Origin of the sequence: Streptomyces hygroscopicus subsp. hygroscopicus (genome assembly GCF_030269125.1) — a bacterium.
GTDB lineage: Bacteria > Actinomycetota > Actinomycetes > Streptomycetales > Streptomycetaceae > Streptomyces > Streptomyces hygroscopicus_C.
Window position 1 is genome coordinate 375,349 of record NZ_BSSM01000001.1, and the last position, 24,989, is coordinate 400,337.

General features: G+C 74.0%; 26 protein-coding genes and 2 pseudogenes. 9 read left to right on the plus strand and 19 right to left on the minus strand.

Going from position 1 to position 24,989, the window contains the following annotated elements; genetic code table 11:
* Positions 1-292 precede the first annotated feature (292 nt).
* The 3 genes from QSK45_RS01540 to QSK45_RS01550 all read left to right on the plus strand — a co-directional run bounded on the left by QSK45_RS01540 (position 293) and on the right by QSK45_RS01550 (position 3,724).
* Positions 293-2,089, plus strand: coding sequence for a thiamine pyrophosphate-requiring protein (locus tag QSK45_RS01540; RefSeq protein WP_285552407.1), 1,797 nt, complete (start codon positions 293-295; stop codon positions 2,087-2,089).
* 64 nt (positions 2,090-2,153) lie between these two features.
* The gene (locus tag QSK45_RS01545; protein ID WP_285552408.1) at positions 2,154-2,531 is read left to right on the plus strand and encodes a DUF2795 domain-containing protein; all 378 of its coding nucleotides are present in this window, start codon (positions 2,154-2,156) and stop codon (positions 2,529-2,531) included.
* A 650-nt stretch (positions 2,532-3,181) separates the two neighbouring features.
* Entirely contained in the window at positions 3,182-3,724 is a 543-nt protein-coding gene (locus QSK45_RS01550) for a type 1 glutamine amidotransferase domain-containing protein (protein ID WP_285552409.1), read from the plus strand.
* A 107-nt stretch (positions 3,725-3,831) separates the two neighbouring features.
* On the opposite strand, the gene QSK45_RS01555 is transcribed toward QSK45_RS01550, so the two are convergent.
* Positions 3,832-4,119 (minus strand): DUF6158 family protein, encoded by a 288-nt coding sequence (locus QSK45_RS01555; RefSeq protein WP_285552411.1) that lies wholly within the window; start codon positions 4,117-4,119, stop codon positions 3,832-3,834.
* 203 nt (positions 4,120-4,322) lie between these two features.
* Here QSK45_RS01555 and QSK45_RS01560 point away from each other — a divergent pair, with 203 nt between their 5' ends.
* Positions 4,323-4,838 (plus strand): hypothetical protein, encoded by a 516-nt coding sequence (locus tag QSK45_RS01560; protein ID WP_285552413.1) that lies wholly within the window; start codon positions 4,323-4,325, stop codon positions 4,836-4,838.
* Positions 4,839-4,874: 36 nt separating this feature from the next.
* A pseudogene (locus tag QSK45_RS01565) lies at positions 4,875-5,456 on the plus strand (GNAT family N-acetyltransferase); the annotation flags it as partial.
* Positions 5,457-5,459: 3 nt separating this feature from the next.
* Here the strand turns inward: QSK45_RS01565 and QSK45_RS01570 are convergent.
* On the minus strand, positions 5,460-7,079 hold the full coding sequence (locus tag QSK45_RS01570) for an ABC-F family ATP-binding cassette domain-containing protein (RefSeq protein ID WP_285552414.1): 1,620 nt from the start codon (positions 7,077-7,079) through the stop codon (positions 5,460-5,462).
* 83 nt (positions 7,080-7,162) lie between these two features.
* Positions 7,163-7,822: a histidine phosphatase family protein gene (locus QSK45_RS01575; RefSeq protein WP_285552416.1), complete on the minus strand. Its 660-nt coding sequence runs from the start codon at positions 7,820-7,822 to the stop codon at positions 7,163-7,165.
* Positions 7,823-7,915: 93 nt separating this feature from the next.
* Here QSK45_RS01575 and QSK45_RS01580 point away from each other — a divergent pair, with 93 nt between their 5' ends.
* Positions 7,916-9,412: a bifunctional phosphatase PAP2/diacylglycerol kinase family protein gene (locus QSK45_RS01580; protein ID WP_285553364.1), complete on the plus strand. Its 1,497-nt coding sequence runs from the start codon at positions 7,916-7,918 to the stop codon at positions 9,410-9,412.
* Between the two features lie 110 nt (positions 9,413-9,522).
* Positions 9,523-10,344: a class I SAM-dependent methyltransferase gene (locus QSK45_RS01585; protein WP_285552418.1), complete on the plus strand. Its 822-nt coding sequence runs from the start codon at positions 9,523-9,525 to the stop codon at positions 10,342-10,344.
* Positions 10,345-10,347: 3 nt separating this feature from the next.
* Here QSK45_RS01585 and QSK45_RS01590 read toward each other — a convergent pair whose 3' ends face one another.
* From QSK45_RS01590 to QSK45_RS01650, 13 genes and pseudogenes are all read right to left on the minus strand, one after another.
* Positions 10,348-10,629, minus strand: a complete 282-nt coding sequence (locus QSK45_RS01590; protein WP_285552419.1) for a gas vesicle protein K — start codon at positions 10,627-10,629, stop codon at positions 10,348-10,350.
* Positions 10,629-10,826 (minus strand): gas vesicle protein, encoded by a 198-nt coding sequence (locus tag QSK45_RS01595; protein ID WP_285552420.1) that lies wholly within the window; start codon positions 10,824-10,826, stop codon positions 10,629-10,631. The genes QSK45_RS01590 and QSK45_RS01595 overlap by 1 nt, the downstream gene beginning before the upstream one ends.
* Positions 10,823-11,623 (minus strand): GvpL/GvpF family gas vesicle protein, encoded by an 801-nt coding sequence (locus tag QSK45_RS01600; protein WP_285552421.1) that lies wholly within the window; start codon positions 11,621-11,623, stop codon positions 10,823-10,825. The genes QSK45_RS01595 and QSK45_RS01600 overlap by 4 nt, the downstream gene beginning before the upstream one ends.
* Positions 11,620-11,967: a gas vesicle protein gene (locus QSK45_RS01605; protein WP_285552422.1), complete on the minus strand. Its 348-nt coding sequence runs from the start codon at positions 11,965-11,967 to the stop codon at positions 11,620-11,622. Before QSK45_RS01605 ends, QSK45_RS01600 begins: the two co-directional genes overlap by 4 nt.
* On the minus strand, positions 11,964-13,193 hold the full coding sequence (locus QSK45_RS01610) for an SRPBCC family protein (RefSeq protein ID WP_285552423.1): 1,230 nt from the start codon (positions 13,191-13,193) through the stop codon (positions 11,964-11,966). The genes QSK45_RS01605 and QSK45_RS01610 overlap by 4 nt, the downstream gene beginning before the upstream one ends.
* Positions 13,190-13,873, minus strand: coding sequence for a DNA primase (locus QSK45_RS01615; protein ID WP_285552424.1), 684 nt, complete (start codon positions 13,871-13,873; stop codon positions 13,190-13,192). Before QSK45_RS01615 ends, QSK45_RS01610 begins: the two co-directional genes overlap by 4 nt.
* A complete protein-coding gene (locus QSK45_RS01620) occupies positions 13,870-14,133 on the minus strand; it encodes a gas vesicle protein GvpG (RefSeq protein ID WP_285552426.1) in 264 nt (87 codons plus the stop codon). Before QSK45_RS01620 ends, QSK45_RS01615 begins: the two co-directional genes overlap by 4 nt.
* Before the next feature lie 54 nt (positions 14,134-14,187).
* Entirely contained in the window at positions 14,188-14,943 is a 756-nt protein-coding gene (locus tag QSK45_RS01625) for a GvpL/GvpF family gas vesicle protein (protein ID WP_285552428.1), read from the minus strand.
* The gene (locus tag QSK45_RS01630) at positions 14,940-15,353 is read right to left on the minus strand and encodes a gas vesicle structural protein GvpA (RefSeq protein ID WP_285552430.1); all 414 of its coding nucleotides are present in this window, start codon (positions 15,351-15,353) and stop codon (positions 14,940-14,942) included. Before QSK45_RS01630 ends, QSK45_RS01625 begins: the two co-directional genes overlap by 4 nt.
* A gap of 51 nt (positions 15,354-15,404) precedes the next feature.
* Positions 15,405-15,680, minus strand: a pseudogene (locus QSK45_RS01635) (gas vesicle protein GvpO); the annotation flags it as partial.
* Between the two features lie 254 nt (positions 15,681-15,934).
* Complete coding sequence (ligD, locus tag QSK45_RS01640; RefSeq protein ID WP_285552432.1) at positions 15,935-16,900, minus strand: non-homologous end-joining DNA ligase; 966 nt, start codon at positions 16,898-16,900, stop codon at positions 15,935-15,937.
* Positions 16,897-18,744, minus strand: a complete 1,848-nt coding sequence (locus QSK45_RS01645) for a transketolase (protein ID WP_285552434.1) — start codon at positions 18,742-18,744, stop codon at positions 16,897-16,899. The genes ligD and QSK45_RS01645 overlap by 4 nt, the downstream gene beginning before the upstream one ends.
* A gap of 40 nt (positions 18,745-18,784) precedes the next feature.
* On the minus strand, positions 18,785-20,110 hold the full coding sequence (locus QSK45_RS01650; RefSeq protein WP_285552436.1) for an NAD(P)/FAD-dependent oxidoreductase: 1,326 nt from the start codon (positions 20,108-20,110) through the stop codon (positions 18,785-18,787).
* Positions 20,111-20,475: 365 nt separating this feature from the next.
* Here QSK45_RS01650 and QSK45_RS01655 point away from each other — a divergent pair, with 365 nt between their 5' ends.
* Positions 20,476-21,435: an LLM class F420-dependent oxidoreductase gene (locus tag QSK45_RS01655; RefSeq protein WP_285552438.1), complete on the plus strand. Its 960-nt coding sequence runs from the start codon at positions 20,476-20,478 to the stop codon at positions 21,433-21,435.
* 34 nt (positions 21,436-21,469) lie between these two features.
* Here the strand turns inward: QSK45_RS01655 and QSK45_RS01660 are convergent, their stop codons facing one another.
* Entirely contained in the window at positions 21,470-21,910 is a 441-nt protein-coding gene (locus tag QSK45_RS01660; RefSeq protein ID WP_285552440.1) for a phage holin family protein, read from the minus strand.
* A gap of 80 nt (positions 21,911-21,990) precedes the next feature.
* On the opposite strand from QSK45_RS01660, the gene QSK45_RS01665 reads away from it, so the two are divergent.
* Complete coding sequence (locus QSK45_RS01665; protein WP_285552443.1) at positions 21,991-22,338, plus strand: VOC family protein; 348 nt, start codon at positions 21,991-21,993, stop codon at positions 22,336-22,338.
* Positions 22,339-22,342: 4 nt separating this feature from the next.
* On the opposite strand, the gene QSK45_RS01670 is transcribed toward QSK45_RS01665, so the two are convergent.
* Together QSK45_RS01670 and QSK45_RS01675 are read right to left on the minus strand one after the other, a co-directional pair.
* Entirely contained in the window at positions 22,343-24,304 is a 1,962-nt protein-coding gene (locus QSK45_RS01670; RefSeq protein ID WP_285552445.1) for a DUF5107 domain-containing protein, read from the minus strand.
* A 136-nt stretch (positions 24,305-24,440) separates the two neighbouring features.
* Entirely contained in the window at positions 24,441-24,986 is a 546-nt protein-coding gene (locus QSK45_RS01675) for a GNAT family N-acetyltransferase (protein WP_285552447.1), read from the minus strand.
* Between the last annotated feature and the right edge of the window lie 3 nt (positions 24,987-24,989).

The window sequence follows — 24,989 nt, forward strand, 5'->3', positions numbered from 1 at the left end:
GGCCCCGACGCAAGGACCGGCACCAACCCCGCGCGAGACCCCACGCGCGGACCGGTCTCAGGACCCGGCGGCGAAGGCCGGAGCGACACCCGACGCGCCCCGGCCCGAACCCGGCCCGAACCCGGCACGCGCCCCGGCACGCGCCCCGCCCCACCCCCCGTACGAACCCCGTCTCGCGTCCCGGAAGCAGCGGGCTCCGGTCCGTTCCCGGAGGTTTTCCGGCTTCTCCGCCGGAGACTCGGTCAACGCTGACCGGATCGTCGGCTTCGTACCCCACCGGGGAGGTCCCTCCATGAGCACGAAGGTGTCCGACCACATCCTGGAGCGCCTGCGCGCCTGGGGTGTTGAACAGGTGTTCGGTTATCCGGGTGACGGCATCAACGGGCTGCTCGCCGCCTGGGGCCGCGCCGAGGACCGGCCGCGGTTCATCCAGTCCCGGCACGAGGAGATGTCCGCGTTCGAGGCGGTCGGGTACGCGAAGTTCAGCGGGCGCGTCGGCGTGTGCGCGGCGACCTCCGGGCCGGGCGCGATCCACCTCCTGAACGGCCTGTACGACGCGAAGCTCGACCATGTGCCGGTACTGGCGATCGTCGGACAGACCGACCGCAGCGCCATGGGCGGCTCCTACCAGCAGGAGGTCGACCTGCACACGCTGTACAAGGACGTCGCCTCCGAGTTCGTGGAGACGGTGATGGTGCCCGAGCAGTTGCCGAACGTGCTGGACCGGGCGATCCGCACGGCGTACGCGCGGCGCTGCCCGACCGCCGTGATCATCCCCGGTGACGTGCAGGAACTGGACTACTCGCCGCCGACGCACGCCTTCAAGATGGTGCCGTCGAGCCTGGGCACGAGCGAGTGGACGACGACCCCGACGGACGAGGCGCTGCGCCGGGCCGCGGAGGTGCTGAACGCGGGCGACAAGCCGGCCGTCCTGGTCGGACAGGGCGCCGCGGGCGCGGTGGCCGAGGTGCGGGAGGTCGCCGAACTGCTCGGCGCGGGCGTCGCGAAGGCGCTGCTCGGCAAGGACGTGCTCAGCGACGAGCTGCCGTACGTCACCGGGCCGATCGGGCTGCTGGGCAGCAGGCCGTCGTACGAGCTGATGCGGGACTGCGACACCCTGCTGACCATCGGCTCCTCGTTCCCCTACACCCAGTTCATGCCGGAGTTCGGCAAGGCGCGCGGCGTGCAGATCGATCTCGACCCGCACATGATCGGCATGCGGTACCCGTACGAGGTGAACCTCGTCGGCGACGCGAGGGCGACGCTCCAGCGGCTGATCCCCCTGCTGGAGACCGACCGGGGCGGCCGGGAGTGGTACGACACGGTGACCGCGAACGTGCGGCGCTGGCACGAGACCATGGAGCGGCGGGCCGGGCTCGCGGCGGACCCGATCAACCCCGAGTACGTGGCACGGGCGCTGGACCCGCTGCTCCCCGACGACGCGATCCTCACGTCCGACTCGGGTTCGGTGGCCAACTGGTACGCGCGGCACATCACCATGCGCCCCGGCATGCGCGGTTCGCTGTCCGGGACGCTCGCCACCATGGGACCCGGTGTGCCGTACGCGATCGGAGCGAAGTTCGCGCACCCCGACCGGCCGGTGTTCGCACTGGTCGGCGATGGCGCGATGCAGATGAACGGGCTCGCGGAGATGATCACCGCGGCCAAGTACCGGGACCGCTGGAGCGATCCGCGGCTGATCGTCGCCGTGTGGAACAACCAGGACCTGAACCAGGTGACCTGGGAGATGCGGGCGATGGAGGGCTCGCCGTCCTTCCTGCCCTCGCAGGAGATCCCGGACGTGCGGTACGCCGACTTCGCGCGCTCGCTGGGCCTGGAGGGCATCCGCGTGGAGAAGCCCGGGGACGTGGACGCGGGCTGGCGCGCGGCCCTCGCCGCGGACCGCCCCTGCGTGATCGAGTTCCTGACCGACCCCGCCGTACCGCCGATCCCGCCGCACGCCACCTGGGAGCAGATGGAGGCCACCGCCGCGGCCGTCCTCAAGGGCGACGCGGACCGGGGCTCGATGGTCAAGCAGGGTCTGAAGGCGAAGGTCCAGGAGTTCCTGCCGGGCCGGACCAAGCGGTAGGCGGCGGTGTCGGCGGGGCCGTACCGGGTACGCGGGTGCGGACGCTCGACCCCTGGAGGGAGACATGCAGCGAGGCAGTGACCGGCTGAACGTGCACCGGGACGATGAGATGAAGCACGAGCTGAAGGGGCTGCTCAGGTCCGGGCATCCGACCCGGGTCGACGAGTGGCACGACCCCGAGCCGGCCGCGGACGACGACCCGGAGGTGACGGGCGGCCCGGTCGGCGGTCTGGGCTCCCCGGCGTCCCTGGAGCGGGTGCGGCTGGAGCTGGCCCGCAGCCTGGGGCGCGGCGCCTTCCCGGCGCGGGCGGGCGAACTCGCCGCGGCGCTGCGCCGGGACAACGCGCCCGACCCACTGGTGGAGGCGGTGGCGGAGCTGCCGCGCGGCGAGCGGTTCCGCAATGTGCAGCAGTTGGCAGAGGCGCTGGTGGGCGGCGGATGAGCCGGGGACGGGCCGCCCGGATCGCGCGGGGCCCCAGCGTCGGCACCGTCGACGCGGCCAACCGGTTCCCGCGGTACGGGCCGCCCGGCTGGTTCGTGCCGGGGCTCGCCGACCGGGCGATGCGCCGGCGCCCGCGTCGAGGACACGGCGTGGACCGGGGAGCCCCTGGGTCACGCCCCGATGAGGACCGAGACCGGCGTGCCCGTCGCGCTGACCCGCGCCACGAGGTGGGACCGCTGCTGCCGGCCGTGCGGCCTGGGCGGCGGGCGGCGGGCGGCCACGAGGCGACCGCACTGCGGGACGCGCGCACCGCGGTCGACGGCGACCGCGAGTGCGGCCGGCGGGGCGGCGCAGCCACGGCTTTCCGCAGGAGCCGCCCTTCGACGCGCTGGTCTCGGTGACGCGTCCGCACGCCGATCGGGTCCGCTCGCTGCCGCGCGGCGGGCGCGGGGACCCGGGCGCCCGGCGTCCGCCGCCGCGCCGGCGCCCGCTGCGGGCGGGCCGTCCGGTGGCCGTCGGGCTCCCGGTCGGCGTGTGGTGCGTGCCGCTGCCGCACGGCGAGGAGCCGCTGCGGCGCAGGCGCGCCGACAGGGCAGGGAAACGGCGCGTGCGGGCCGTCGAGGCCGCGCCGGGAAAGGAGGACGAGGATCATGCGTATCGCGTTTCTGGTGGCGCCCGAGGGCGTCGAGCAGGTGGAGCTGACCGAGCCGTGGAAGGCCGCCTCGGACGCCGGGCACGAGCCGGTGCTGGTGTCGACCGAAGCCGGGAAGGTTCACGGATTCAACCATCTGGACAAGGCGGACACCTTCGATGTGGACGAGGTGGTCGGTGACGCGGACGCCGGGTCGTTCGGGGGGCTGGTGCTGCCCGGCGGGGTGGCGAATCCGGACTTCCTGCGGATGGACGAGAAGGCCGTGGCGTTCGTGAAGGACTTCTTCGACCGGGGGCGCCCGGTCGCCGCGATCTGCCACGCGCCGTGGACGCTGGTGGAGGCGGACGTCGTCCGCGGCCGGGTGCTGACGTCCTGGCCGAGCCTGCGGACGGACATCCGCAACGCGGGCGGCACCTGGGTGGACGAGCAGGTCAAGATCTGCGACCACGGGTCCAACCAGCTGGTGACCAGCCGTAAGCCGGACGACCTGAAGGCGTTCTGCGACGCGTTCCTGCATGTGTTCGCGGGGGAGGCCGGCTGAGGCCACCGCGCGGAAGGGGCCGGTCCGTGACGGGCCGGCCCCTTTCCTGTCCCTGGAGCCCGCGGTGCCCCTGTCCCGGGGCCTCGCGCGTTCCCGGCCCCGGACCCTCAGGTGCCGGACCGCCCCGGGGTCACCGACTCGCCGGTGTGGCGCTCGCGGGCGCCCTCGCGGGTGCGGCCCGCGCTGACCACGCGGCGCGGATTGCGGCGCAGGTACTCGCCCTCCAGCTGCGCCATGCGCTCGTTGTGGGCCCGCAGCGCGTCGTTGGAGCCGTACAGGAGGGTGTCGTGGCGCGTGCGGTGGATCGTCTCCAGCTCCTTCATGAGCTGCTGGTCGTCCAGTCGGCTGGGGTCGACTCCGGTCATGGTGGTGCCCCGCTCGTCTTGTCCGTTCATGGGGTCCGGGTACCCGCCCGGCATGCACTGCCCCCAAGCGGTTTCCGGCAGGAATCCATGGAGCTCACGTTCCTGGCTCCACTGTACGAACATCCCGGGTCCCGGGCCTCCGCATGCGCGGCATACTCGACTGACCGACACGGCCGCCCACGGCCGCGGAACAACGGGGGGATGAGTTGACACGGTACCGGCCGCCTCGACCGGTGTGGCCTTTCGTGCTGGTGGGCTCGGTGTTCGGCCTGGCCTTCCTCGCCGCGATCGGCATAGGCGTGTACACCGTCCGCGCCATGTCCGATCCGGAGACGTCCCTCCTGGTCGGCATCCGGATCGACGGCCCCCGCGTCCTGGTCAGGGCTCCCGTCTGCCCCGCGGACAGGGTGGGAACGGTCGAGGTGTACGACAGCGACTCCGAGAAGCTGCTCTGGCGGGCGCGCCGGCCGAGGACCCTCGAGGGGGAACGCGGCGCGGTGACGCTCTGGCAGGCGGACGACTTCCTGACGGCGAGCCCGCGGGCGCGGCCCTGGACCCTGCCGTCGCGCCTCGACGTCTCCTTCCTCTACGCGGACCGCGACGACGGCGCCGGCGACGTGTTCGACCTCCGCGAGGTCCGGGCCGCGCATGTCCCGGCGGACCGGTACTGGACGCACGACGGCCCGAGGACCGCCGCACAGATCGACGCCCAGCTCCGGTGCGGGGGCACGGAGCCCGCCGGAGGTTAGGGAGCCGGGGTCCGGCCGGGCCAGGGGGCGGCCAGGCTGCCGGCCACGAACCGCGGGGCGCCCGCCGGTCCCGCCATCCTCGACGCCCGGGACCTGGGTGACGGTCCGGAGCCGGCGGACCGGTTCGTGGACTCGGCCCATCGGAACCTGGCGGAGCCGGTGGACGGCGGTGCCGCGCTGGGCTGGGTCGAGCCGCCCTCGCGGGACGAGGTGGCCGAACTCGTGGGCCATGTGTTCGCCGCGGTGCGGGCCGGGGACGGGGCCCTGCGCGCCGCCTGTCCGGACCGTGAACCGGGCGGGTGGGGGTACTGGCTCCGCCGCACCCGTGCGACCCACCGGCCGCACGCCGATCCGGAGAAGACCGCGGTGGCTGCCGCCGCCCACGGCCGTGGCGTCGGCCGGGTGCCGGCCGCGGCCCTGATCGCCGACGCCCGGAAGACCGGTATCGAGGTCCTCACCCTGGACGCGCGCGGCGACGACACCGCCGCCCCGCGCCTCTACCGGTCGCCGGGCTTCACCGAATACGGCCGGCTCCCCGGCTTCGTCGCCGTCGGCGAACACCGCTACGACGAGGTCTTCCGGGCCTCCGTCGGCAGGCCTGACCGGCGCCGGCCGGCGCTCCTAGCGCGCCCGCTCCACGCGGCGCTCGTCCCAGACCGGTTCCGGCGTCTCGCGGACGTGCCCGTCGGTGCCGAAGACCAGGTAGCGGTCGAAGGAGCGGGCGAACCAGCGGTCGTGGGTGACGGCGAGGACCGTGCCGTCGAAGGATTCCAGACCCTCCTGGAGGGCTTCGGCGGATTCCAGGTCGAGGTTGTCGGTCGGCTCGTCGAGCAACAGGGCGGTGACGCCCTGGAGTTCGAGCAGCAGGATCTGGAAGCGGGCCTGCTGGCCGCCGGAGAGACGCTCGAAGGTCTGCTCGGCCTGCTGGGTCAGCTCGTAGCGGCGCAGCCGGGACATGGCCGCGCCCCGGTCCTGCGCGTGCTCCTTCCACAGGATGTCCAGCAGGGTGCGGCCCTGGAGTTCGGGGTGCGCGTGGGTCTGCGCGAAGTGGCCGGGTACGACGCGGGCGCCGAGCTTCCACCGGCCGGTGTGCGCGACGTCCTCACCGGCCAGCAGGCGCAGGAAGTGCGACTTGCCGGAGCCGTTGGAGCCGAGGACCGCGACCCGCTCGCCGTAGAACACCTCCAGGTCGAACGGCTTCATCAGGCCGGTCAGTTCGAGTCCCGTGACGGTGACGGCCCTCACTCCGGTGCGGCCGCCCTTGAGGCGCATGGTGATGTCCTGCTCGCGCGGCGGCTCCGGCGGCGGCCCGGCCTCCTCGAACTTGCGCAGCCGGGTCTGCGCGGCGGCGTACCGCGAGGCCATCTCGTGGCTGACGGCGGCGGCCTGACGGAGGTTCAGGACGAGCTTCTTCAGCTGCGCGTGCTTCTCGTCCCAGCGGCGGCGCAACTCCTCGAAGCGGGCGAAGCGTTCACGGCGGGCCTCGTGGTACGTGGCGAAGCCGCCGCCGTGCACCCAGGCGTCCGCGCCGGCCGGTCCGGGTTCGACGGAGACGATCTTCTCGGCGGCACGGGCGAGGAGTTCACGGTCGTGGGAGACGAACAGCACCGTCTTGCGGGTCTCCTTGAGCTGCTGCTCCAGCCACCGCTTGCCGGGCACGTCCAGGTAGTTGTCCGGTTCGTCCAGCAGGAGCACCTCGTCGGTGCCGCGCAGCAACGCCTCCAGCACCAGACGCTTCTGCTCGCCGCCGGACAGCGTGCGCACCTGGCGCCACTGCGCCCGCTCGTACGGCATCCCGAGCGCGGCGGTGGTGCACATGTCCCACAGGGTCTCGGCCTCGTAGCCGCGCACCTCGGCCCAGTCGGCCAGCGCCTGCGCGTAGGCGAGCTGGGCGGCCTCGTCGTCCACCGTCATCACGGCGTGCTCGGCCTCGTCCACCGCCCTGGCCGCCTCGCGGATCCGGGGCGGGGCGACGGAGACCAGCAGGTCCCGCACGGTCGTCTCGTCCCGTACGGAACCGACGAACTGGCGCATCACGCCGAGTCCGCCGCTCACGGTGACCGAGCCGCCGTGCGGCTTCAGCTCGCCGGAGATCAGCCGCAGCAGGGTGGTCTTGCCCGCGCCGTTCGGGCCGACCAGCGCGACGGCCGCGCCCTCGCCGACCCGGAAGGAGACATCGCCGAGCAGCGTCCTCCCGTCGGGGAGGTGGTACTCGAGGTGCGCGGCTTCCAGATGTCCCATGGGAGGGCATTCTCCGGGCGGGGGGCCGCCGGGGGCAAACCGTTAACCGGGCGGGCCCGCGCGCGCCCGGGGGCCGCTCCGGTTCACCCGGTGGTGTCGCCCAGCGGCTCCCCCGTGGGTCCGGGCGTCCCCGGCGGCTCGATGACGTGCGCCTCCCAGCTCAGGGCCCGCCAGCCGGCCGCCGGCGTGCCCTCCAGGGTGATCACGCCCGTGTTGGCCAGGGGGCGGGCGGCCGCGAAGGGGACGTCGATGTTGACGGCTCGGGCGGCGGTCCACATCCGGATCGCGGCGCCGTGGCTGACCAGGGCGACGGTGCCGGCGCCGCTGAGGTACGCCTCCTCGACCACGGCGTCGTAGCGCGCGAGGGCCTCCTCGCCGCTCTCGCCGCCGGGGACGCGCAGCGCGGTCCGCCCGGCCGACCAGGCGAAGACGGTGCGCATGTAGGAATCGGCCCCGGGGGCGTCGCCGGGCATCATCTCCAGATGGCCGGCGGACAGCTCGCGGATGCCGTCGCGGACGGTCACCCGCAGTCCCCGCTCCAGGGCCAGGGGGGCCGCGGTGAGCTGGGTGCGGATCAGCGGGGAGGCGTACAGGGCGCCGATGTCCTCCCCGGCCAGCGCCCGGGGCAGCGCGGCGGCCTGCGCCTCGCCGAGCGGGGTGAGCCCCGGCCCCGGTGCGGCGGTGTCCAGCAGGTGGCGCACGTTGGACGGGGTCTGGCCGTGGCGGATCAGGAGCAGGCGCATCCGGGCGATCTCCTTGTGGCGTCCGCGCGGCGCCGGACGCGGTGGGGCAGGAAACGGGCACTTCAGGGTAACCGCACCCCTATGGACCAGACCGTGACTCCGGACGTGGACCTCACCGTCCCGACCGCCCTCCCGCACCCCCTGTACGAACGGCTGCTCGCCGCCGACTCCGGCCTCTTCGAGCGGGCCGCCCGATGGCGCTGGCCGGGGGCCGACCGCGTGCTGCCCCGGCTGAGCCGCGGCGCCAACCACGGGGTGCTGTGGGCCGCCGTGGCCGCCGCGCTGGCCGCGAGCCGTACGCCCCGGGCCCGGCGGGCCGCCGTACGGGGCCTGGCCTCGCTCGCCGTTGCCTCCGCGACCGTCAACACGCTGGGCAAGCGTTCGGTGCGCCGGGCCCGGCCGCTGCTCGACCCCGTACCGCTGGGACGGCGGCTGCGGCGGCAGCCGGTCACCACCTCCTTCCCGTCCGGGCACGCGGCATCGGCGGCGGCCTTCGCCACCGGCGTGGCGCTGGAGTCCCCCGCGTGGGGCGCGGCCGTCGCGCCGCTGGCGTTCTCGGTCGCCGCCTCCCGCGTCTACACCGGCGTGCACTTCCCGAGCGACGTGCTGGCCGGTGCGGCGCTGGGCGCGGGCGCCGCCTTCCTGGTACGGCGCCTCGTGCCGGCCCGCGCGTCGACGGTGCCCGGGGCCCGGCCGCGCGCCGAGGCACCCGCACTGCCGGAGGGCGAGGGCCTGGTGGTGGTCGCCAACCAGGGCTCGGGCACCGCGGACCGGGTGCGCGGGCTGCGGGCGGCACTGCCGCGCGCGGAGATCGTCGAGTGCGCGCCCGAGGAGACCGGGGACGCGCTCGGGAAGGCGGCGGCGCGGGCGCGGGTGCTCGGGGTGTGCGGCGGCGACGGCACGGTGAACGCGGCCGCCGCGGTGGCCCTGCGCCACGGGCTGCCGCTGGCGGTGCTGCCGGGCGGCACCCTGAACCACTTCGCCCACGACCTGGGCGTGGAGGACGAGCGCGATCTGGCCCGCGCGGTACGCAAGGGCGAGGCGGTCCGGGTGGACGCGGGGCGGTTCGTCACCGAGGGCGCCGAGGGCCTGTTCCTGAACACGCTGAGCCTCGGCGTCTACCCGGAGCTGGTGCGCGCCCGCGACTCCTGGTCGCACCGGATCGGCGGCTGGCCCGCCGGGCTGCTCGCCGCGCTGCGGGTGCTGCGCGCGGGCCGGCATCCGCTGGAGGTGGAGGTGGGCGGCGAACGGCGGCCGCTGTGGCTGCTGTTCACGGGCAACGGCGTCTACCACCGGATGGGGCTCGCGCCGGGCCGCCGGACCGATCTGGCGGACGGGCTGCTGGACGTACGCGTGGTGCACGGCAGCGGCAGGCCGGCGCTGAGGCTGCTGGCGGCGGCCGCCGCGGGACCCCTGACCAGGTCGCCCGCCCATGCCGCGGTCCAGGTGAACCGGTTGCGGCTGACCGGCCTCGCACCCGGTACCCCGCTGGCGTACGACGGCGAGGTCACGACCGCCGCGGGCGAGGTGACGGTGGAGAAGCTGCCGGAGGCACTGACGGTCTACCGCCCGCTCCCCCATGCTTTCTGACAGATCGTCAGTCCACATGGCAAAACGCTGGTCTCGCCATTCGGCCGACGCGCGTACCGTGAACCGTGACGCCGGCCGAGTCCGGCCGGGCGACGAGAAGGGGTACGGGCATGCCGAAAGCACGGGAGACGGCCGTCTACACGCACGGGCACCACGAGTCGGTGCTGCGGTCGCACACCTGGCGGACCGCCGCCAACTCCGCGGCCTACCTGCTCGGCTCCCTCAAGCCGCACATGAAGGTCCTGGACATCGGCTGCGGCCCCGGGACCATCACCGCGGACCTGGCGGAGCTGGTGCCCGACGGCCATGTGACGGGCGTCGACCACGCGCCGGGCGTCCTGGAGCAGGCCCGGGAGACGGCCGCCGCGCGCGGCCTGACGAACGTCGACTTCGCGGTCGCCGACGTCCACGCCCTGGACTACCCGGACGACACCTTCTGCGTGGTCCACGCCCACCAGGTGCTCCAGCACGTGGGCGACCCGGTGCAGGCGCTGCGCGAGATGCGGCGGGTGACCCGGCCGGGCGGGTTCATCGCCGTACGGGACGCGGACTACGCCGCGATGACCTGGTACCCGGCGCTGCCGGGCCTGGACGACTGGCTGGACCTGTACGAGCGGGTGGCCCGCGCCAACGGCGGCGAGCCGGACGCCGGACGCCGGCTGAAGTCCTGGGCGCGGGCCGCGGGACTGCGGGACATCACCGCGACCTGTGGCACCTGGACCTTCGCCACCGAGGAGGAACGCGCCTGGTGGAGCGGCCTGTGGGCGGACCGCACCCTCGCCTCCGCCTACGCCGAACGGGCGACGGCGTCCGGCCATGCCACGCCCGAGCGGCTGCGCGCGGTCTCGGACGCCTGGCGGGAGTGGGGGCGGCAGGACGACGGCTGGTTCGCGGTCCTGCACGGGGAGATCCTGTGCCGCAAGGAGGCGTGAGCCTCACTCGCGGGGCAGCAGGGGGCCGAGCGGCCCGAGGTCCAGGTTGAGGTCCTCGGGCCGCAGCCCGTAGCGGTCGCGCAGCTCGGCCATCCGGTCCTCCAGGAGCATCAGGGTGAGCCCGATCCGCTCCTCCTGCTCCTCGGTCAGGTCGCCGGTGTCGAAGCGCCGTACCGCCTGCCGTTCCATCAGCTGGCGCAGCAGTTCCACCACGGTGAGGACGAGCTTCACCAGGTCGCGCTCCACCGTGTCGGGTTCGAGGTCGAGCCGGTTGCGGGCGGACATCACAGCTCCTTCGCGGGCAGCTCGAACGGCGAGGGCACGGATTCGTTGACCGAGCTGATCAGCGCGTTCAGGTCGATGCGGACGAGGTCCACGTCGGCGATGCGCAGCGTGACGTCGCCCGTGATGACGACGCCGCCCGCCAGCAGCCGGTCCAGCAGATCGACCAGCGCGATCTCCCGGCGTTCCACGACGGTCACCGGCCCTCCCCCGCGCTCACGCCGTACCGCGCGTCCTCCTCGCCGAGCCCGCTGAACGAGTACGCCGCCCACGGCCCGGTCAGCTCCACCCGCAGCCCTCCGGCCTCGTCCTTCGTGCGGTCCACCAGCTCCACGAACTCCTCGGAGCGGTCCCGGCGCACCAGATAGGCGGCGTTGAGCACGTTGCTGCCGCGCGCACCGGACAGCGCCGCGTTCTGCGGGGGATGCAGCCGGGAGTCCTCGGCCTGGGCGCGCAGCCGCTCGTGCAGCGACCGGGCGAATGCCTCGGCGGCCTGGAGGCCCTCCTCGTGGGCCCGGGTGTCGGCACGGCGGCGTCGCAGGTAGTCCCGGCCGCTGGTGGGCCTGTCGGGCTTCCCGGCGGGTTCGGCCGGCTCCGGGGAGGGCTCCGTGAACACCTTGACGCCCCACTCCACCCGGCCCTCCAGCCGCTCCAGGGCACGCAGGAAGTCCGCCTCCCGGGCCTCCATCATGGTGCGCACCGCGCTGTCGTCCCTGAAGACGGTGGCGAGGCGCAGCGGCAGCGGGGTGGTGACGGTGGTGAGAGCGTCGATCACGCCCTGGTGGGCGCGGGCGGTCGCGGCCAGCCAGTCCAGGTCCTCCAGGTGGGCCTTCAGCCCCTCCTCGCAGAAGTCGGCCTCGGGGACGGTACTGACCACCGCGATCAGCCCGCGGTGGGACAGCAGGGCAGGCGGAGCACCCCCGACGCCCGTCAGCTGGGCCTGCAGGGGCGCTCCGAGGGGACGGCAGACGGCATAGACGTAGCGCAGTCCGGTCATGGCGCCTCCTTCCGTACGCGGCCCGGCTCCAGTTCCTCCAGCCGGGCCAGCCGCTCTCTCAGCTCCGCGTTCTCCCGGGTCAGCTCGTCCCGGCGGGCCCGGGAGGACAGGGCCGGATCGCTCTCCCACCAGTCGATGCCCATCTCCTTCGCCTTGTCCACCGAGGCGACGATGAGCCGCAGTTTCACGGTGAGCAGTTCGATGTCGAGCAGGTTGATCCGGATGTCACCGGCGATGACGATGCCCTTGTCGAGGACGCGCTCCAGGATGTCGGCGAGGTTCGCGCCCGAGCTGTGGCCGTACGGGTCGGGGAAACCGCCGGACCGGGGGGCGGGAGTCGTCATCGACGGCTCCCCCGCTCCGCGTACTCGGGTTCCTCCTCCTCGTACTCGTCCTCCTCGTCCTCGTACTCGTCCTCCTCGGGCTCCTCGGGCTCCTCGGCCTCCTCCTCGGGCTCCTCGTCCTCGTACTCGGCCTCACCCTCGGCCTCGTCCTCGTAGGGGCCCTCCTCCTCGGCCTCGTCCTCCTCGGGCTCCTGGTCCTCGGCCCGGTCCTCCGGCTCCCCGGATTCCCGGTCCCCTGGCTCCTCGCCCTCCTCGGACTCCTCGCCCTCCTCGGACTCCTCGGACTCCTCGCCCTCCTCGGGCTCCTCGCTCTCCTCGCTCTCCGACTTCGCGGACTCCTCCTCCGCCACCGCGTCCTCGTGGCTGCGGACGACCTCGCCGTCGCGGATCTCGCCGCGCCAGCCGTCCTCCGCTTCCGCCTTGAGGGTGATGAAACGGGCGAAGTGCTTCAGGTCCAGCCTGACGCGGCGGCCCTGGGCACGCCAGATATTGCCCGTCTTCTCGAAGAAACCGCTCGGGTAGTACTCGATGACCAGCAGAATCCTGGTCAGGTTGTCACCGAGGGCGTGGAAGGTGACGACGCCCTTGGTGCTGCCCTTGGCGCCCTCGGAGGTCCACTGGATGCGCTGGTCGGGCACCTGCTCGGTGGTCTTGGCCTTCCAGCTGCGGCTGGACAGGAAGATCTTCGCCTGCCAGTCGGTATCGGTGTCGCCCGCGCGGGAGACGCTCTTGACGCCGTGGGCGAAGGTGGAGAACTCCTGGAACTGGGTCCACTGGTCGTAGGCGGTGCGCAGCGGCACGCCCACGTCGATGGACTCCATGATCACGGTGGGCTTGTTGCCGCCGCGGCCCTTGCCGCCCTTCTTCCCACCGCCGAGGCCCTTGAAGGCCTCCTTCACCTTGTCCTTGGCACGGGAGGTGCCGAGTTCCAGCGCGGTGCGCAGCGGGCCCTTGCCCTCGGCGAGCTTGCGGCCGCCGTCGAGCGCGAGACGCCCCAAGCCGGGGCTGTTGCCCTCGGCGATGTCGTTCAGCTTGCCGGTGGTCTCGCCGAGCTTGCGGCCGAGCCCGGTGAGCAGCCGCTGGGCCTGCGCCGACAGGTACTCCTGCGCCTCCGCCTTCAGCCGGTCGGCGGCCTCGCTGTGGGCGAGGTCGCTCAGCGGGTTGTCCTGGGCGGCGCCCTTGGCCCGCCCCGCGGCCGAGGCCGCGGATCCCAGGGTGTCGGTCATCGTTCCTCACCGCCCTTCGCGGAACCGCCGCCGCGGGAGCCGGCCGGCTTCTTCCCGGCCGACTGGCGCTGCGCGGCGGTCTTCCTCCCCGCCGTCTTCCCCTTCGCGGGGCCGGACTTCTCGGCCGGACCCGTACGCCGCGCCGCGGTCTTCCTGGCATCGGGCTTCTGCGCGCGCGACGTCCCGCCGGTTCCGCGCTCGTCGTCGCGGTCTCCGCCGTGTCCGCCGCCGCGCGCGGTTCCGCGGCCTCCGCGGTCCTCCGCCTGCCCGCGGTCCTCCGCCTCCCCGCGCTCCTCCGCCTCCCCGCGCTCCTCCGGCTCCCCGCGGCCGTCGCCCCGCTCCTCGCCGGCCCCGCCCCCGGCCGCTCCGGAGAGTTCGCCGCGCACCTGCTCCGTGCGGTCGTGCAGGCGGTCGGCGAGACTGTTCATCTGCCGCTCGACCACGGCCCCCGAGGCCGCCTTGCCGACGCCCCGCAGGTCCTCGCGGAGTTGATCGCCGATCTCCTTGAACTGCGGGTTGTCGCGCAGTTGCCGGCGGGCGAGGTCGGCGAGCGCACCCGGGCCGAGGTTGAGCTTCCTGCCCGCCACGAGCGAGCCGACCGCGAGTGCCATCTTCAGTTTCCTGGTGCGTCCCAGGAAGTATCCGGCCCCTACGGCGAGGCCCATTGCCGTTCGGTTCATCGTCCCGTTCCGTTGCCTGTGATGTCGCCGGGGCCGTGTGCGGCCTCCAGCCGGTCGAGCAGTTCGTCCTCGCGCCGGTCGAACTCCTCCTCGGTGATCTCGCCCGACGTCAGCTGTTCTTCGAGACGGGCGAGTTCGGCCCGCACGGTGGCGGGGTCGTAATAGATCCGTTCCGCCTCGCGGAGCACCTGGTTGATCGCCCAGCCGCTGCCGCGCACCGGCGCGAAGGGCAGCAGCAGCACCTCTTTGATCAGTCCCACGGGGTCCTCCTTCCGGTGTCCGTGCGGGCCGCTCGGGGTTCGTTCCGCCGCCCGTCAGGGGGCCTCGGGGGCGTCCGCCGGCTGGGCGGGACCCGGTTCGACGAAGCTGTACGGCGGCAGCGGTCCGTTGACGCGTAGTTCCAGGTGGGGGCGGCCGGCGCGGACCCGTTCGACGGCGGCCAGGAAGTCCTCGGCGGTGTCCCGGGCGACCAGGAACGAGTCGTTGAGCAGCCAGCCGGTGGACTGGGGCCCGGCGCTGACCGCGGCGGCGACCGGTTCGAGCAGGCCCCGCACCTCGGCGGCGTCCTCTGCCTCCCGGGCCTTGACGGCGCCGGCGACCATCTCGCCGAGGCGCAGCTTGTCGTCGTAACTCCCGCCGCCCGCCTTCCGGTTGGCCTCGGCGAGGGCGCGCAGTTCCGGTTGCTCGGCCATCACCAGGTGCAGGACGGCATCCTCGACGTGATTGGCCTTGACGTTGTACTCGACCTTGCCCTCCAGGGCCGCGAGCCGCTCGTGGTAGTGATCGGCGCGCTCGCCGAGGACCTGGGTGACGGTGTCGTCGTCGGGGGCCACATTGCCGAACCGCATGGGCAGCACGCAGCCGGCGGCGCCCGCCTCGGCGAGCACGTTCTGGTGCGCGAGCAGGTCCCGGCGCTTGGGGCGCAGGCCCTCGGGGGCGTCACTGACCAGGGCGGCCAGGTCGCCCTCGGTGAGGATCCGCACGGGCCGGGCCGGTTCGCCGACGCCGGTCATCCCCTCGGGGAGCGCCGGGTGCGAACGGGCGGTGATCCCGTAGACGTACGTGCTCACTCCTGCTCCTCCTTGCGGCGGGCCGGGGCCTTGCGGGCGCGGGGCCGCTCCTCGCCCTCCTCGCGGGCCTGCTTGAAGGCGTCGGATATGGTCTCGGCGGCACCGGACAGGGCGCCCTTGGACTTGCCGCGCGCGCCGGACTCGGTGACCTGGCCGACGACGTCGGGCAGGCCGGGGCTCTTGTTGGGTCCGGATTCGAGATCGAGGCGATTGCAGGCCTCGGCGAAGCGCAGGTAGGTGTCGACACTCGCCACGACGACCCTGACGTCGATCTTCAGGATCTCGATGCCGACCAGCGAGACGCGCACGAAGGCGTCGATCACCAGGCCGCGGTCGAGTACCAGCTCCAGTACGTCGTAGAGGCCGCTGCTGCCTCCGCCGCCGGTCTGCTGTGCAGGGACAACGGTCATACCGGCCGTTCCTCCTCCTGGATAGTTACTGTCGGTCGGCCTTCGCGGCCGCTAGTGACCGCCGGGGCGTGGATCGGCTCTGCCACGCTCGTAGCGGCGGACCCGCCGGTAGCCGGTGAGCTGACCGTCCCGGTCCAGTTCGACCTGGTACCCGCCCATGAGGCTCATGGTGTCCGGCACGCGGGCCAGCTCCAGCACCTCCACTTCCAGCGACCAGCCGTCCTCCGTCTGCTCGAAGGAGGAGACCGATTCGGGCACGAGCCCGGTCAGCTCGGCAAGCTGGCCGCGCGCCTGGCGCAGCACCTCCACGGGGCCCGGCCGCCGGCCGTCGGGCTCCTGCCCGCTCCCGGTGGAACGGTCGTCCTCCGGGGACGTCCCGGAACCTCTCGGGGCCGGGTCCCTCCGTACCTTCCGGACCTTCCGGTGCTCCCGCCCCGGTTCCCGCTCGGCTTCCCGCCGGGGTTCCCGCTCGGCTTCGCGCTGGGGTTCCTCTCCGACTTCTTCACGGGGTTCCTGTGAACCCTGTGTCCGCGATGTGCGATGTGTGTTCGACATGGCCACCTCTTGGTGCGGGTGGCCGCTCAGCCCGTGGCCAAACCTTCGGGCCGCACTCGGACGCGCAGGTCCGCGAGGCGCCGCCGGGCGGGCCCGAGACCACGGCCCCGGGCCGGCAGCTCCGCCCAGGGGTCCGTGCGGGCCTGCTCCACGGCGTCGGCGACCGTCCAGCGGCGGGCGTCGAGCCCGGGGTCGTCCAGCTGTGCCCACGCGAGGGGCACGGCGACGGGGGCGCCGGGACGGGCGCGGACCGTGTAGGGGGCCACGGCGGTCTGGGCGTAGGCGTTGCGCTGCACGTCGAGATAGAGCCGGCCGCCGCGGTCGTCCTTGCGGACGGCGGTGGTGAGCCGGTCCGGGTGCCGGGCGGCGGCGATTTCCGCCACGCCGTGCGCGAACCGCCGCACCTCGTCGAAGCCGTGGCGGCCGTCGAGCGGCACGACGAGGTGCAGCCCGCAGGAGCCGGTGGTCATGGGGACGGCGGGCAGGGCGAGTTCGTCCAGCAGCGCGCGCAGCAGGGCGGCGGCCTCGCGGACGGGGGCGAAGTCGTCGTCGGGCGGGTCGAGGTCGAGGACCAGCCGGTCGGGGTGGTCGGGGCTGGCGGCGCGGTCGGTGCGGGACAGCCAGCGGTGCAACGTGACGCAGGCCTGGTCGGCGAGGAAGAGGAGGGTGGCGGTGTCGTCGCACACGACGTGCGTGACGGTGCCGGCCTCCTTGGCGACCTCGGCGCGGGTGATCCACCGCGGGTAGTACTCCGGGGTGTTCTTCTGCATGAAACACGGCCCGTCGACGCCGTCCGGGTAGCGCTCCAGCATCAGCGGGCGGCCCCGCAGGTGCGGCAGCAGGTAGGGGGCGACGGAGTGGTAGTACTCGGCGAGGTCGCCCTTGGTGTACTCCTTCGCGCCCCAGCGGCCGGGGAAGAGGACCTTCCCCGGCCGCTGGATCTCCACCGTGCGGCGGCCCGCCCGTATCGGCCGCGGCTCGTCGTCGTTCACCGCACCATCGCCTCCTCCACCAGCAGTTTCGCCGCCGCCACGATGCCGAGGGCGTCGATGCCCGCGGCGTGCAACTGCTCGTCCGGGGCGGCCGAGCCGGGCATCGTGCGGACTCCGAGCCGGACCAGGCGGGGCACCGGCCGGCCGTCGGCGAAGGACTCCGCGACCGCGTCCCCGAGGCCGCCCTCGGGGTGGTGGTCCTCGACGGTGAGCAGACACCCGGTGTCCTCGGCGGCGCGGCGCAGCGTCTCGGCGTCGGCGGGCTTGACCGAGTACAGGTCGATCACCCGGACCGCGATGCCGTCCTCGGCGAGCCGGTCGGCGGCCGCGAGTGCCTCGGGGACGGTGACCCCCGCCGCGACGATCGTCAGCCGGTCATCCTCCGAGGAGCGCAGCGTCTTGCTGCCGCCCACCGGGAACTCCTCGTCGGGTCCGTAGAGCACCGGCGTCTTGCCGCGCGAGGTGCGCAGATAGCGGATGCCGTCGAGCCCGGCCATGGCGGCGACCAGCCGGGCCGTCTGGTTGGCGTCGCACGGGTAGAGCACCGTGGAGCCGTACACGGAACGGAACATGGCAAGGTCCTCCAGGCCCATCTGGGAGGGCCCGTCCTGTCCGATGGCGACCCCGGCGTGCGAGCCGACGAGGTTGATCCCGGAGCCGCTGATGGACGCCATGCGCACGAAGTCGTGGGCGCGGGTGAGGAACGCGGCGAAGGTCGCGGCGAAGGGCACCCAGCCGCGCGCCGCCATTCCCACGGCGGTGGCGACGAGTTGCTGCTCGGCGATGTAGCACTCGAAGAAGCGGTCGGGATGCGCCTTGGCGAACTCCTCTGTGCGGGTGGAGTCGCCGACCTCGCCGTCCAGGGCGACGACGTCGCCGCGCGCGTCGCCGAGCGCGGCGAGGGCGGCGCCGAAGGCGTCCCTGGTGGCGGCCTCGTCCCCCTGTTCGTAGCGCGGCAGCCGGACCACCTCGGTGGTGCGGTCGCGCAGCGTGGCGGCGGCCGGCGGCTCGCCCACGCGGATGTGCAGCTCGCGGGGGCCGCCGAGTTCGGCGATGGCCTCGTCGGCGTCGGGCAGCGGCTTGCCGTGGTGCCCTTCCCGGTCCTGCACGGCGGCCACGCCCTTGCCCTTGAGGGTGCGGGCGAGGATCACCACGGGCTGCCCGGCGGTGGACAGCGCCTCTCCGTACGCCCGGTCGATCGCGTCCACGTCGTGGCCGTCGATCTCGATGGTGTGCCAGCCGAAGGCCTGGAAGCGGCGGGCGTAGGCGTCCAGGTCATGGCCGTGCCGGGTGGGGCCGCGCTGCCCGAGCCGGTTGACGTCCACGATCACCTTCAGGTTGTCCAGGTGCTCGAACCCGGCGTGCTCGGCGGCCTCCCAGACCGAGCCCTCCGCCAGCTCGCTGTCGCCGCACAGCACCCACACCCGGTAGCCGGTGCGGTCCAGGCGCAGCCCGGCCAGCGCGATGCCGACCCCTACGGGCAGTCCCTGGCCGAGGGAGCCGGTGGCCGTCTCCACCCAGGGCATCCGGCGGGGCGTCGGGTGTCCTTCCAGGCGGCTGCCGAGCTTGCGGAAGGTGACCAGCTCGCCGTCCTCGATGGCGCCGGCCGCCTTGTACGCGGCGTACAGCAGCGGCGAGGCGTGGCCCTTGGACAGGACGAAGCGGTCGTTGGCGGGGTGTTCGGGGCGCTCGAAGTCGTAGCACAGATGGTTCGCGAGGAGCACGGCGACCAGGTCGGCGGCGGACATCGAGGACGTGGGGTGCCCGGACCCCGCCGCCGCGGCGGCCCGTACGCTGTCGACGCGCAACTGCTGTCCGAGTTCGGCGAGTTCGGCGGTGTCCATGGCTCTCCTTGGGCGAGATGGTGTGGCTGGATCGAGTGGGCTACCGGGGCGCGGACGCGTCCGGGGGCTCCCGGGGGAGCTCCGGCGAGGCGGACTCCAGGGGCACCGCCCAGGACCGTACGAGGCCCAACTGGACGCCCTGGCGCGGCAGTACGGCGTCCAGCAGCCAGTCGGCGGCCACGCGCAGCCGGTTGCCGGGCAGCGCGGCCAGGTGGTAGGCGCGGGTGACGGCACCGGCCGCCGGGCCGGACAGCGCGATGCCGAAGGGGTCGGCGGCGGCCCGCATCCCGCCGAGGTCGACGGCGAAGCCCAGGTCCCGGTGGCGGTACGGGCGGCGGCGCCGGCCGAGGCCGAGCGAGGCGGCCACGTTCTCCCCGGCGACACGGCCCTGGCGCCACGCGTGCTGGGCGGTCATCGGGGTGAGCTCGCCGGGGCGGTCCAGGTCGGGCACGGCGGCCGCGTCCCCGCACGCGAACACCTCGGGCCTGCCGGGCATCCCCAGGAAGGGGTCCACGATCACCCGGCCGCGCTCCAACGGCCGGCCGACCGCCGCCACCAGCGGGTCGGGGCGGACGCCGACGCACCACACGAGGGTGCGGGAGGGAATGCTGTCGCCGTCGGTGAGCAGCACCCCCTCGTGGGTGGCCTCCCGCACCGAGGTGCCGGTGCGCACCTCGACGCCCCGCTGCCGCAGTACCCGGCCGGCGATGCGGGAGAGGCGTTCGTCCAGTTCCGGCAGGACGCGCGGGGCGACGTCGAGCAGCAGCCAGCGCGGCCGGACCCCGTCGGGCAGGGGCCGGCGGCGGACCAGCCGGTCGGTGAGCAGCCGCAGGTGCGCCGCGACCTCGGTGCCGGTGTACCCGGCGCCGACCACGACGAAGGTGCAGCGGGCGGCGCGGACGGCGGGGTCGTCCTCGGATGCGGCCAGCTCGATCTGCCGGGTGACGTGGTCGCGCAGGTACAGGGCCTCGGGCAGGCCGCGGAAGCCGTGGGCGTGCTCGGCGATGCCGGGGATGGGGAGCAGCTTGTTGACGCTGCCGACGGCGAGGACCAGGCGGTCGTAGCCGAGGGTGCCGGTGTCGCCCTCGGGGCCCGTGTAGTGGACGGTGCGCGCGTCGAGGTCGATCCCGTCCGCCTCGCCGAGCACCGGGCGGACGCCGTGCAGGGTGCCGGGCAGGGAGACGGTGACCCTGCGGGCCTCCAGGACGCCGGCGGCGACCTGGGGCAGCAGGGGCAGGTACAGGAAGTAGTCGGTCGGGTTCAGCAGGGTGATCTCCACCCGGTTCCGGGCCAGCCGGGCCAGGGTCCGGGCGGCCCGGTAACCGGCGAAACCGGCGCCGACGATCACCACGCGCGGTCGACTCACGGTTACGCCTCCGGCGGTGGGCTCGTGCGAGGTGTTCCGCGTATCCGGGGCCGGGGCAACCAAACGCCGGGGGCGGTCACCCGGGCGGCGGACAGGATGCCTGCGGACTCGGACGCCGGAGGGCCTGGAGCGGGCTGGTCCGGGGGTGGCTCTCCGGAAGCGGCCGTGGCGGGCCGGTCACGCGGCCTGCGCGCCCCTCGGGGCCGACGGGCCGCCGTCCGGGTGGGCCGGGCCGCCGTCGCTCGCGGAGGTTGCCGGGGCCGACCGCCCGGCCGTGGCGCGACGGGGTCCGCGTTTCGTGCCGGTACCCCCGGTTACCCGGGCCGCGATGTCCACGCCCGCTTTCCGCACGCGGAGGTGCGCCCATGCCCGAGTACGGTTACTTCCTGGCGAGCGAGGAGCACGGTCCGGCCGGGCTCGTGGAGCAGGCGCGGATGGCCGAGCAGGCCGGCTTCCGGGCGCTGTGGATCTCGGACCACTTCCACCCGTGGAACGACGCGCAGGGCCAGAGTCCCTTCGTGTGGTCGGTGATCGGCGCGCTGTCGGAGGCGGTGTCGCTACCCGTCGAGACGGCCGTGACCTGTCCCACCGTGCGGATGCACCCGGCCGTGACCGCGCACGCCGCGGCGACCAGCGCGGTGCTGACCGAGGGCCGCTTCCGGCTGGGCCTCGGCACCGGCGAGGCGCTGAACGAGCACATCCTCGGCGACCGCTGGCCCCCGGTGCACGTACGGCTGGAGATGCTGGAGGAGGCGGTGCAGGTGATGCGCCGGCTGTTCACCGGCGAGGAGGTCAACCACCGCGGCACGCACTACACCGTGGAGAACGCCCGCCTCTACACCGTCCCCGACGAGCCGGTCCCCATCGACATCTCGGGCTTCGGCCCCAAGGCGATCTCCCTCGCCTCCCGTGTGGCCGACGGCTTCGTCACGATGATGCCGCAGGAGGAGATGGTCGCCTCCTTCCGCGAGGGCGGCGGCGGGGCCAAGCTCGTCAGCGGCGGTACCAAGGTCTGCTACGGCGCCGACCGCGAGGAGTGCGTCCGTACGGTGCACCGGCTCTGGTACAACGAGCTGCTGCCCGGCGAGATGGGCCAGGTGCTGCCCTCCCCGCGCCACTTCGAGCAGCTGCACGAGCTGGTCACCGAGGACATGGTGCGGGAGAACGTGGTCTGCGGCGACGACCCGGACGAACACGCGGCCGCCCTGCGCGCCTTCGCGGACGCCGGGTTCGACCGCGTGTACGTCAACCAGATCGGCCCCGACCAGCGGGGCTTCTTCGACTTCTACCGGACGAAGGTGCTGCCCCGGCTGGCCGAGGGCTGAGCCCCGGCGGCCGGCGACCCGCCCCGGCGGTCGCCTACCGGTGCGGGTCGTCCATGTCGGCCGGAGTGCGCGGCGGATCCTTGGGGATCGGCGGGTACGGCATCCCGAGGCCGCCCGGCGGGGCGACCGGCGGGGTGCCGCCGACCACACGGTGCGGCGGGTGCGGTCCGCGCCCCGCGGAATGGGCAGCGGCACGCAGCGCGTACGCCACCGCGGCCATCAGCGCCGCGGTGATCAGCGCGGCCGCCCAGCCGGACAGCCTGATCGCCAGGGCCAGGCCGACGGCGAGGGCCACCGCGCCGCCCGCGTACAGGGCGGCGGCACCGGACGCGCCGTAGAGCACGGCGGTACGGCGCTGCTTGCGGGTCTGCTCGCGCAGTTCCTCCCGTACCGTCACGCGGGCCACCCGAGCCAGTTCCTCGACCAGCTCCTTGTCGAGATGTTCCAGATGATCCAAAGGTTCCGAACGGTTCATGTCAGGCGGGTACCCTGCGCGCACCCCGGGTAACTCCGGGGGGCCTGCGCGGCGGCCCGGTCCCAACTAGGCTCGGACGCATGGAGATTCTGGGCGCCTCGCTGCGTATCTGCGTGGCCGACATCGAGACCGCGATCCCCTTCTACGAGCGGCTGGCCGGCGGCACCGCGCAGCGTTTCGAACGCGGCGGCGTCCAGGTCGCCGCGATCGGCTCCTTCCTGCTGATGAGCGGCCCGGAGGCGGAGCTGGAGATCCTGCGCAAGGTCACCGCGACGATCGCCGTCAAGGACGTGGACGAGGTGCACCAGCTGCTCACCGGCCTCGGCGCCCGCATCCTGGTGGAGCCGGTGCCGACGCCGGTGGGCCGCAATCTGCTCGCGATGCACCCGGACGGGTCGATCTTCGAGTACGTGGACCAGCACAGCTGAGGACTCAGGCGGAGTCCGGCCGCATCCTGAAGTCGTAGCGGGCGGGCAGGGGTTCGTGGGTCAGCCGGGTCCATGCCTGGTCGAGCACGCGCGAGCCCTCCCGCAGGTCGGCGACCTCGAAGCCCGCGTCGAAGACGGCCCGCGCCTCGGCACGCCGCCCCTCGGCGAGCAGCAGCTCCGCCTCCAGCAGCCGGAACCGGCCCCGCTCCCGCACGTGCGGCGGCAGCCGTTCCCAGACGGCGCGGGCCTTTGCCGCCCGCCGCGCCCGCAGCAGCGCTTCGAGCGTCTCGCGGCCGAGCGCGGCCCGCACGGCGGTCCGGTCAGCGCCCTCGTCACCGTCCTCACGGCAGAGGTCGGCGAAGGCGTCGGCGTACCGGTCGGCGGCCCGCTCGTGGTGGCCGTCGGCCTCGTCGGCGACGGCCAGCGCGCGCAGCAGCGGCCACCGCGAGGGGGCGAGCGGCAGGGCCCGTTCCCAGCTGCGCACGGCCTGGGCGCGATCGCCCGCGTGCCACTGGGCGATGCCGAGGTGGTACTCGGCGTGGGCGGTGGCGGGGGCGGTCTCCAGCAGGTCCCGCCAGTGCCGGGCGACCAGGGTCTCCCCGGGCGGCTCCGCCCGGGGCGGCGCGGGCAGGCTGCCGGTGCGCAGCAACTCCCGCCAGGGCTCCTGGGCTTCGCCGAGGGTCGACTCGGGGAAGGGGGTGCCGGGCAGCCTCCACCCGGTACGCAGCACTTCGAGCGCGCCCCAGCCGGAGCCGGTGGCGAGGGTCTCGCCGGGTTCGGTGTCGGCGTGCCGCCGCCACGCCGAGTACGCCTCCTCGACGCGGGCACGGGGCAGCGCCGACTCCAGCCGCCCTTCGGCCCTCCGCACGGCCTGGGACCACTCCCCCGCCGGCGCGGCGTCGAGCGGGCCGTACGCCTCCAGCCAGGACACCTCGCTCTGGGCGTCCAGCCGTACGTGCTCCAGCTGGGTACGGGCGAGGCCCGCCTGGATCTCGCAGTATCCGCCGGTGCCGGGCTCGGTGAGCCACTGCTGCCAGCGGCGGCCGCCCGTCCCGTGGCCCCACACGAACAGCTTGCGGCCGCGCAGCACATCGGTGGAGGTCTGCACCAGGCCGTGCCCGTCCGCGTCCAGCGCGGCGATCCAGCGGCGCCGGCCGTCCGGGACCTCGTAGAAGTAGTCGGCGGCGTGGGGGCTGTTGAGGGGGTAGGTGCGGTCGACGCCGTCGTACGAGGGGACGGGGACCCTGCGCAGGCGCTGCTCGTAGCCGAAGTACCAGGCTTCCTCGGCCGGTGCCAGCACCCGGACCTCCTCGGGCACGGCGATGTTGGACCACCAGTACGTGGGCACCGGGTGCTCGTGCGGGTTGCGGACGCGGACGCCGACGAGGAGGAAGTCGGAGCCGTCCGGCAGCCACAGGTCGACCTGGAAGGGCAGGTCGCGCAGCCGCTCCCACTCCCACAGGCGCAGCATCTGCCCGCCGTCGGGGGCGGGGACGCGCGCGGCGTGCAGGGGTGCGCAGGAGAGGGTGGTGTGGCCGGTGGCGCCGATGTTCCACTCGATGCCGCCGGAGAACCAGGCGCCGTTGAGGGCGAAGTCGGCGGGCTGGAACACCGGGTTGCGGTAGAGGAGTTCACGGCCGGTCGGCAGATGGAACAGGGAGACGACACGGCCGCCGAGGCCGGGCAGGACGGTGGCGCGCAACCGGTCGTTCTCGATCACCAGGGCGTCGAGGGAGCGGCGTTCGCGGTTCCTGCCGTAGCCGTCGCGGACGCGGACCGGCAGCAGGCTGCGCAGCGGCGCGTACCCGAGCCCGCACGCCATGTCCCGGGGCATGCCGTCCCGGTCGCGGGCGTCGACGCGGTGGACCTCGTCGAGCGGGCGCAGCGCGGGCAGCGGGTTGTCCGGGCCCAACTCGGCGGCGGGCAGGGTCAGTACCTCATGTCGGATCCTCGTCACGATGACCATGGAACCCGGCGCACGGCGACTCGGCCAGGGGAGCCGCCGGTCAGGATTGCGCAAAGGGACGGCCCGGGGGCGGCACGGCGCGAACGGGCGGGCCGCGGCGGGGAGCGACGCACCGCGGGCGCCGGTCCGCGGGACGTCAGTCGCGCATCTCGGCGGTGAGCGCCCAGCGCTCGTGGTCCCGCCAGTCCCCGTCGATGTAGATCATCTTCGGGGAGAAGCCCTCCAGGCGGAACCCCGCGCCCCGGGCCAGCGCGACCGAAGCGGCGTTCTCCGGCTGGACGTTGATCTCCAGGCGGTGCAGTCCGAGCGGACCGAAGGCGTACCCGATCACCAGGTCCAGCCCCTCGCGCATCAGGCCCCGCCCGGCCGCGTGCGCGAACGCGCCGTAGCCGAGGGCGCCGCACCGGAACCCGCCCCGGACGATGTTGTTGATGTTGATGAACCCGGCGATGCCACCGCCGTCGCGCTCGCACACCAGGAAGCCGGCCTTCGCCGGGTCCTCGATCAGCCGCCCGGCGTACTCGGCGTACGCGTCCTCGGTGTCCGGCGGGAACAGCCACGGCCGGTGCAGGTCCTTGCTCTCGCGGGCCCGCGCGGTGAACTCGGGGCCGTCTTCCGGCGTGAAGGGGCGGATGCCCACGCGAGGGCCTTCGGCGAGGTAACGGGAGGCGGTGTGCGGCATTCG

What these genes read in the sequence shown, in the direction of transcription:
- QSK45_RS01540 (WP_285552407.1), top strand. Translation starts at nt 293, where the DNA reads ATGAGCACGAAGGTGTCCGACCACATCCTGGAGCGCCTGCGCGCCTGG.
- QSK45_RS01545 (WP_285552408.1), top strand. Translation starts at nt 2,154, where the DNA reads ATGCAGCGAGGCAGTGACCGGCTGAACGTGCACCGGGACGATGAGATG.
- QSK45_RS01550 (WP_285552409.1), top strand. Translation starts at nt 3,182, where the DNA reads ATGCGTATCGCGTTTCTGGTGGCGCCCGAGGGCGTCGAGCAGGTGGAG.
- QSK45_RS01555 (WP_285552411.1), bottom strand. Translation starts at nt 4,119, where the DNA reads ATGAACGGACAAGACGAGCGGGGCACCACCATGACCGGAGTCGACCCC.
- QSK45_RS01570 (WP_285552414.1), bottom strand. Translation starts at nt 7,079, where the DNA reads ATGGGACATCTGGAAGCCGCGCACCTCGAGTACCACCTCCCCGACGGG.
- QSK45_RS01575 (WP_285552416.1), bottom strand. Translation starts at nt 7,822, where the DNA reads ATGCGCCTGCTCCTGATCCGCCACGGCCAGACCCCGTCCAACGTGCGC.
- QSK45_RS01585 (WP_285552418.1), top strand. Translation starts at nt 9,523, where the DNA reads ATGCCGAAAGCACGGGAGACGGCCGTCTACACGCACGGGCACCACGAG.
- QSK45_RS01590 (WP_285552419.1), bottom strand. Translation starts at nt 10,629, where the DNA reads ATGTCCGCCCGCAACCGGCTCGACCTCGAACCCGACACGGTGGAGCGC.
- QSK45_RS01600 (WP_285552421.1), bottom strand. Translation starts at nt 11,623, where the DNA reads ATGACCGGACTGCGCTACGTCTATGCCGTCTGCCGTCCCCTCGGAGCG.
- QSK45_RS01605 (WP_285552422.1), bottom strand. Translation starts at nt 11,967, where the DNA reads ATGACGACTCCCGCCCCCCGGTCCGGCGGTTTCCCCGACCCGTACGGC.
- QSK45_RS01610 (WP_285552423.1), bottom strand. Translation starts at nt 13,193, where the DNA reads ATGACCGACACCCTGGGATCCGCGGCCTCGGCCGCGGGGCGGGCCAAG.
- QSK45_RS01615 (WP_285552424.1), bottom strand. Translation starts at nt 13,873, where the DNA reads ATGAACCGAACGGCAATGGGCCTCGCCGTAGGGGCCGGATACTTCCTG.
- QSK45_RS01630 (WP_285552430.1), bottom strand. Translation starts at nt 15,353, where the DNA reads ATGACCGTTGTCCCTGCACAGCAGACCGGCGGCGGAGGCAGCAGCGGC.
- QSK45_RS01645 (WP_285552434.1), bottom strand. Translation starts at nt 18,744, where the DNA reads ATGGACACCGCCGAACTCGCCGAACTCGGACAGCAGTTGCGCGTCGAC.
- QSK45_RS01655 (WP_285552438.1), top strand. Translation starts at nt 20,476, where the DNA reads ATGCCCGAGTACGGTTACTTCCTGGCGAGCGAGGAGCACGGTCCGGCC.
- QSK45_RS01660 (WP_285552440.1), bottom strand. Translation starts at nt 21,910, where the DNA reads ATGAACCGTTCGGAACCTTTGGATCATCTGGAACATCTCGACAAGGAG.
- QSK45_RS01665 (WP_285552443.1), top strand. Translation starts at nt 21,991, where the DNA reads ATGGAGATTCTGGGCGCCTCGCTGCGTATCTGCGTGGCCGACATCGAG.
- QSK45_RS01670 (WP_285552445.1), bottom strand. Translation starts at nt 24,304, where the DNA reads ATGGTCATCGTGACGAGGATCCGACATGAGGTACTGACCCTGCCCGCC.
- QSK45_RS01675 (WP_285552447.1), bottom strand. Translation starts at nt 24,986, where the DNA reads ATGCCGCACACCGCCTCCCGTTACCTCGCCGAAGGCCCTCGCGTGGGC.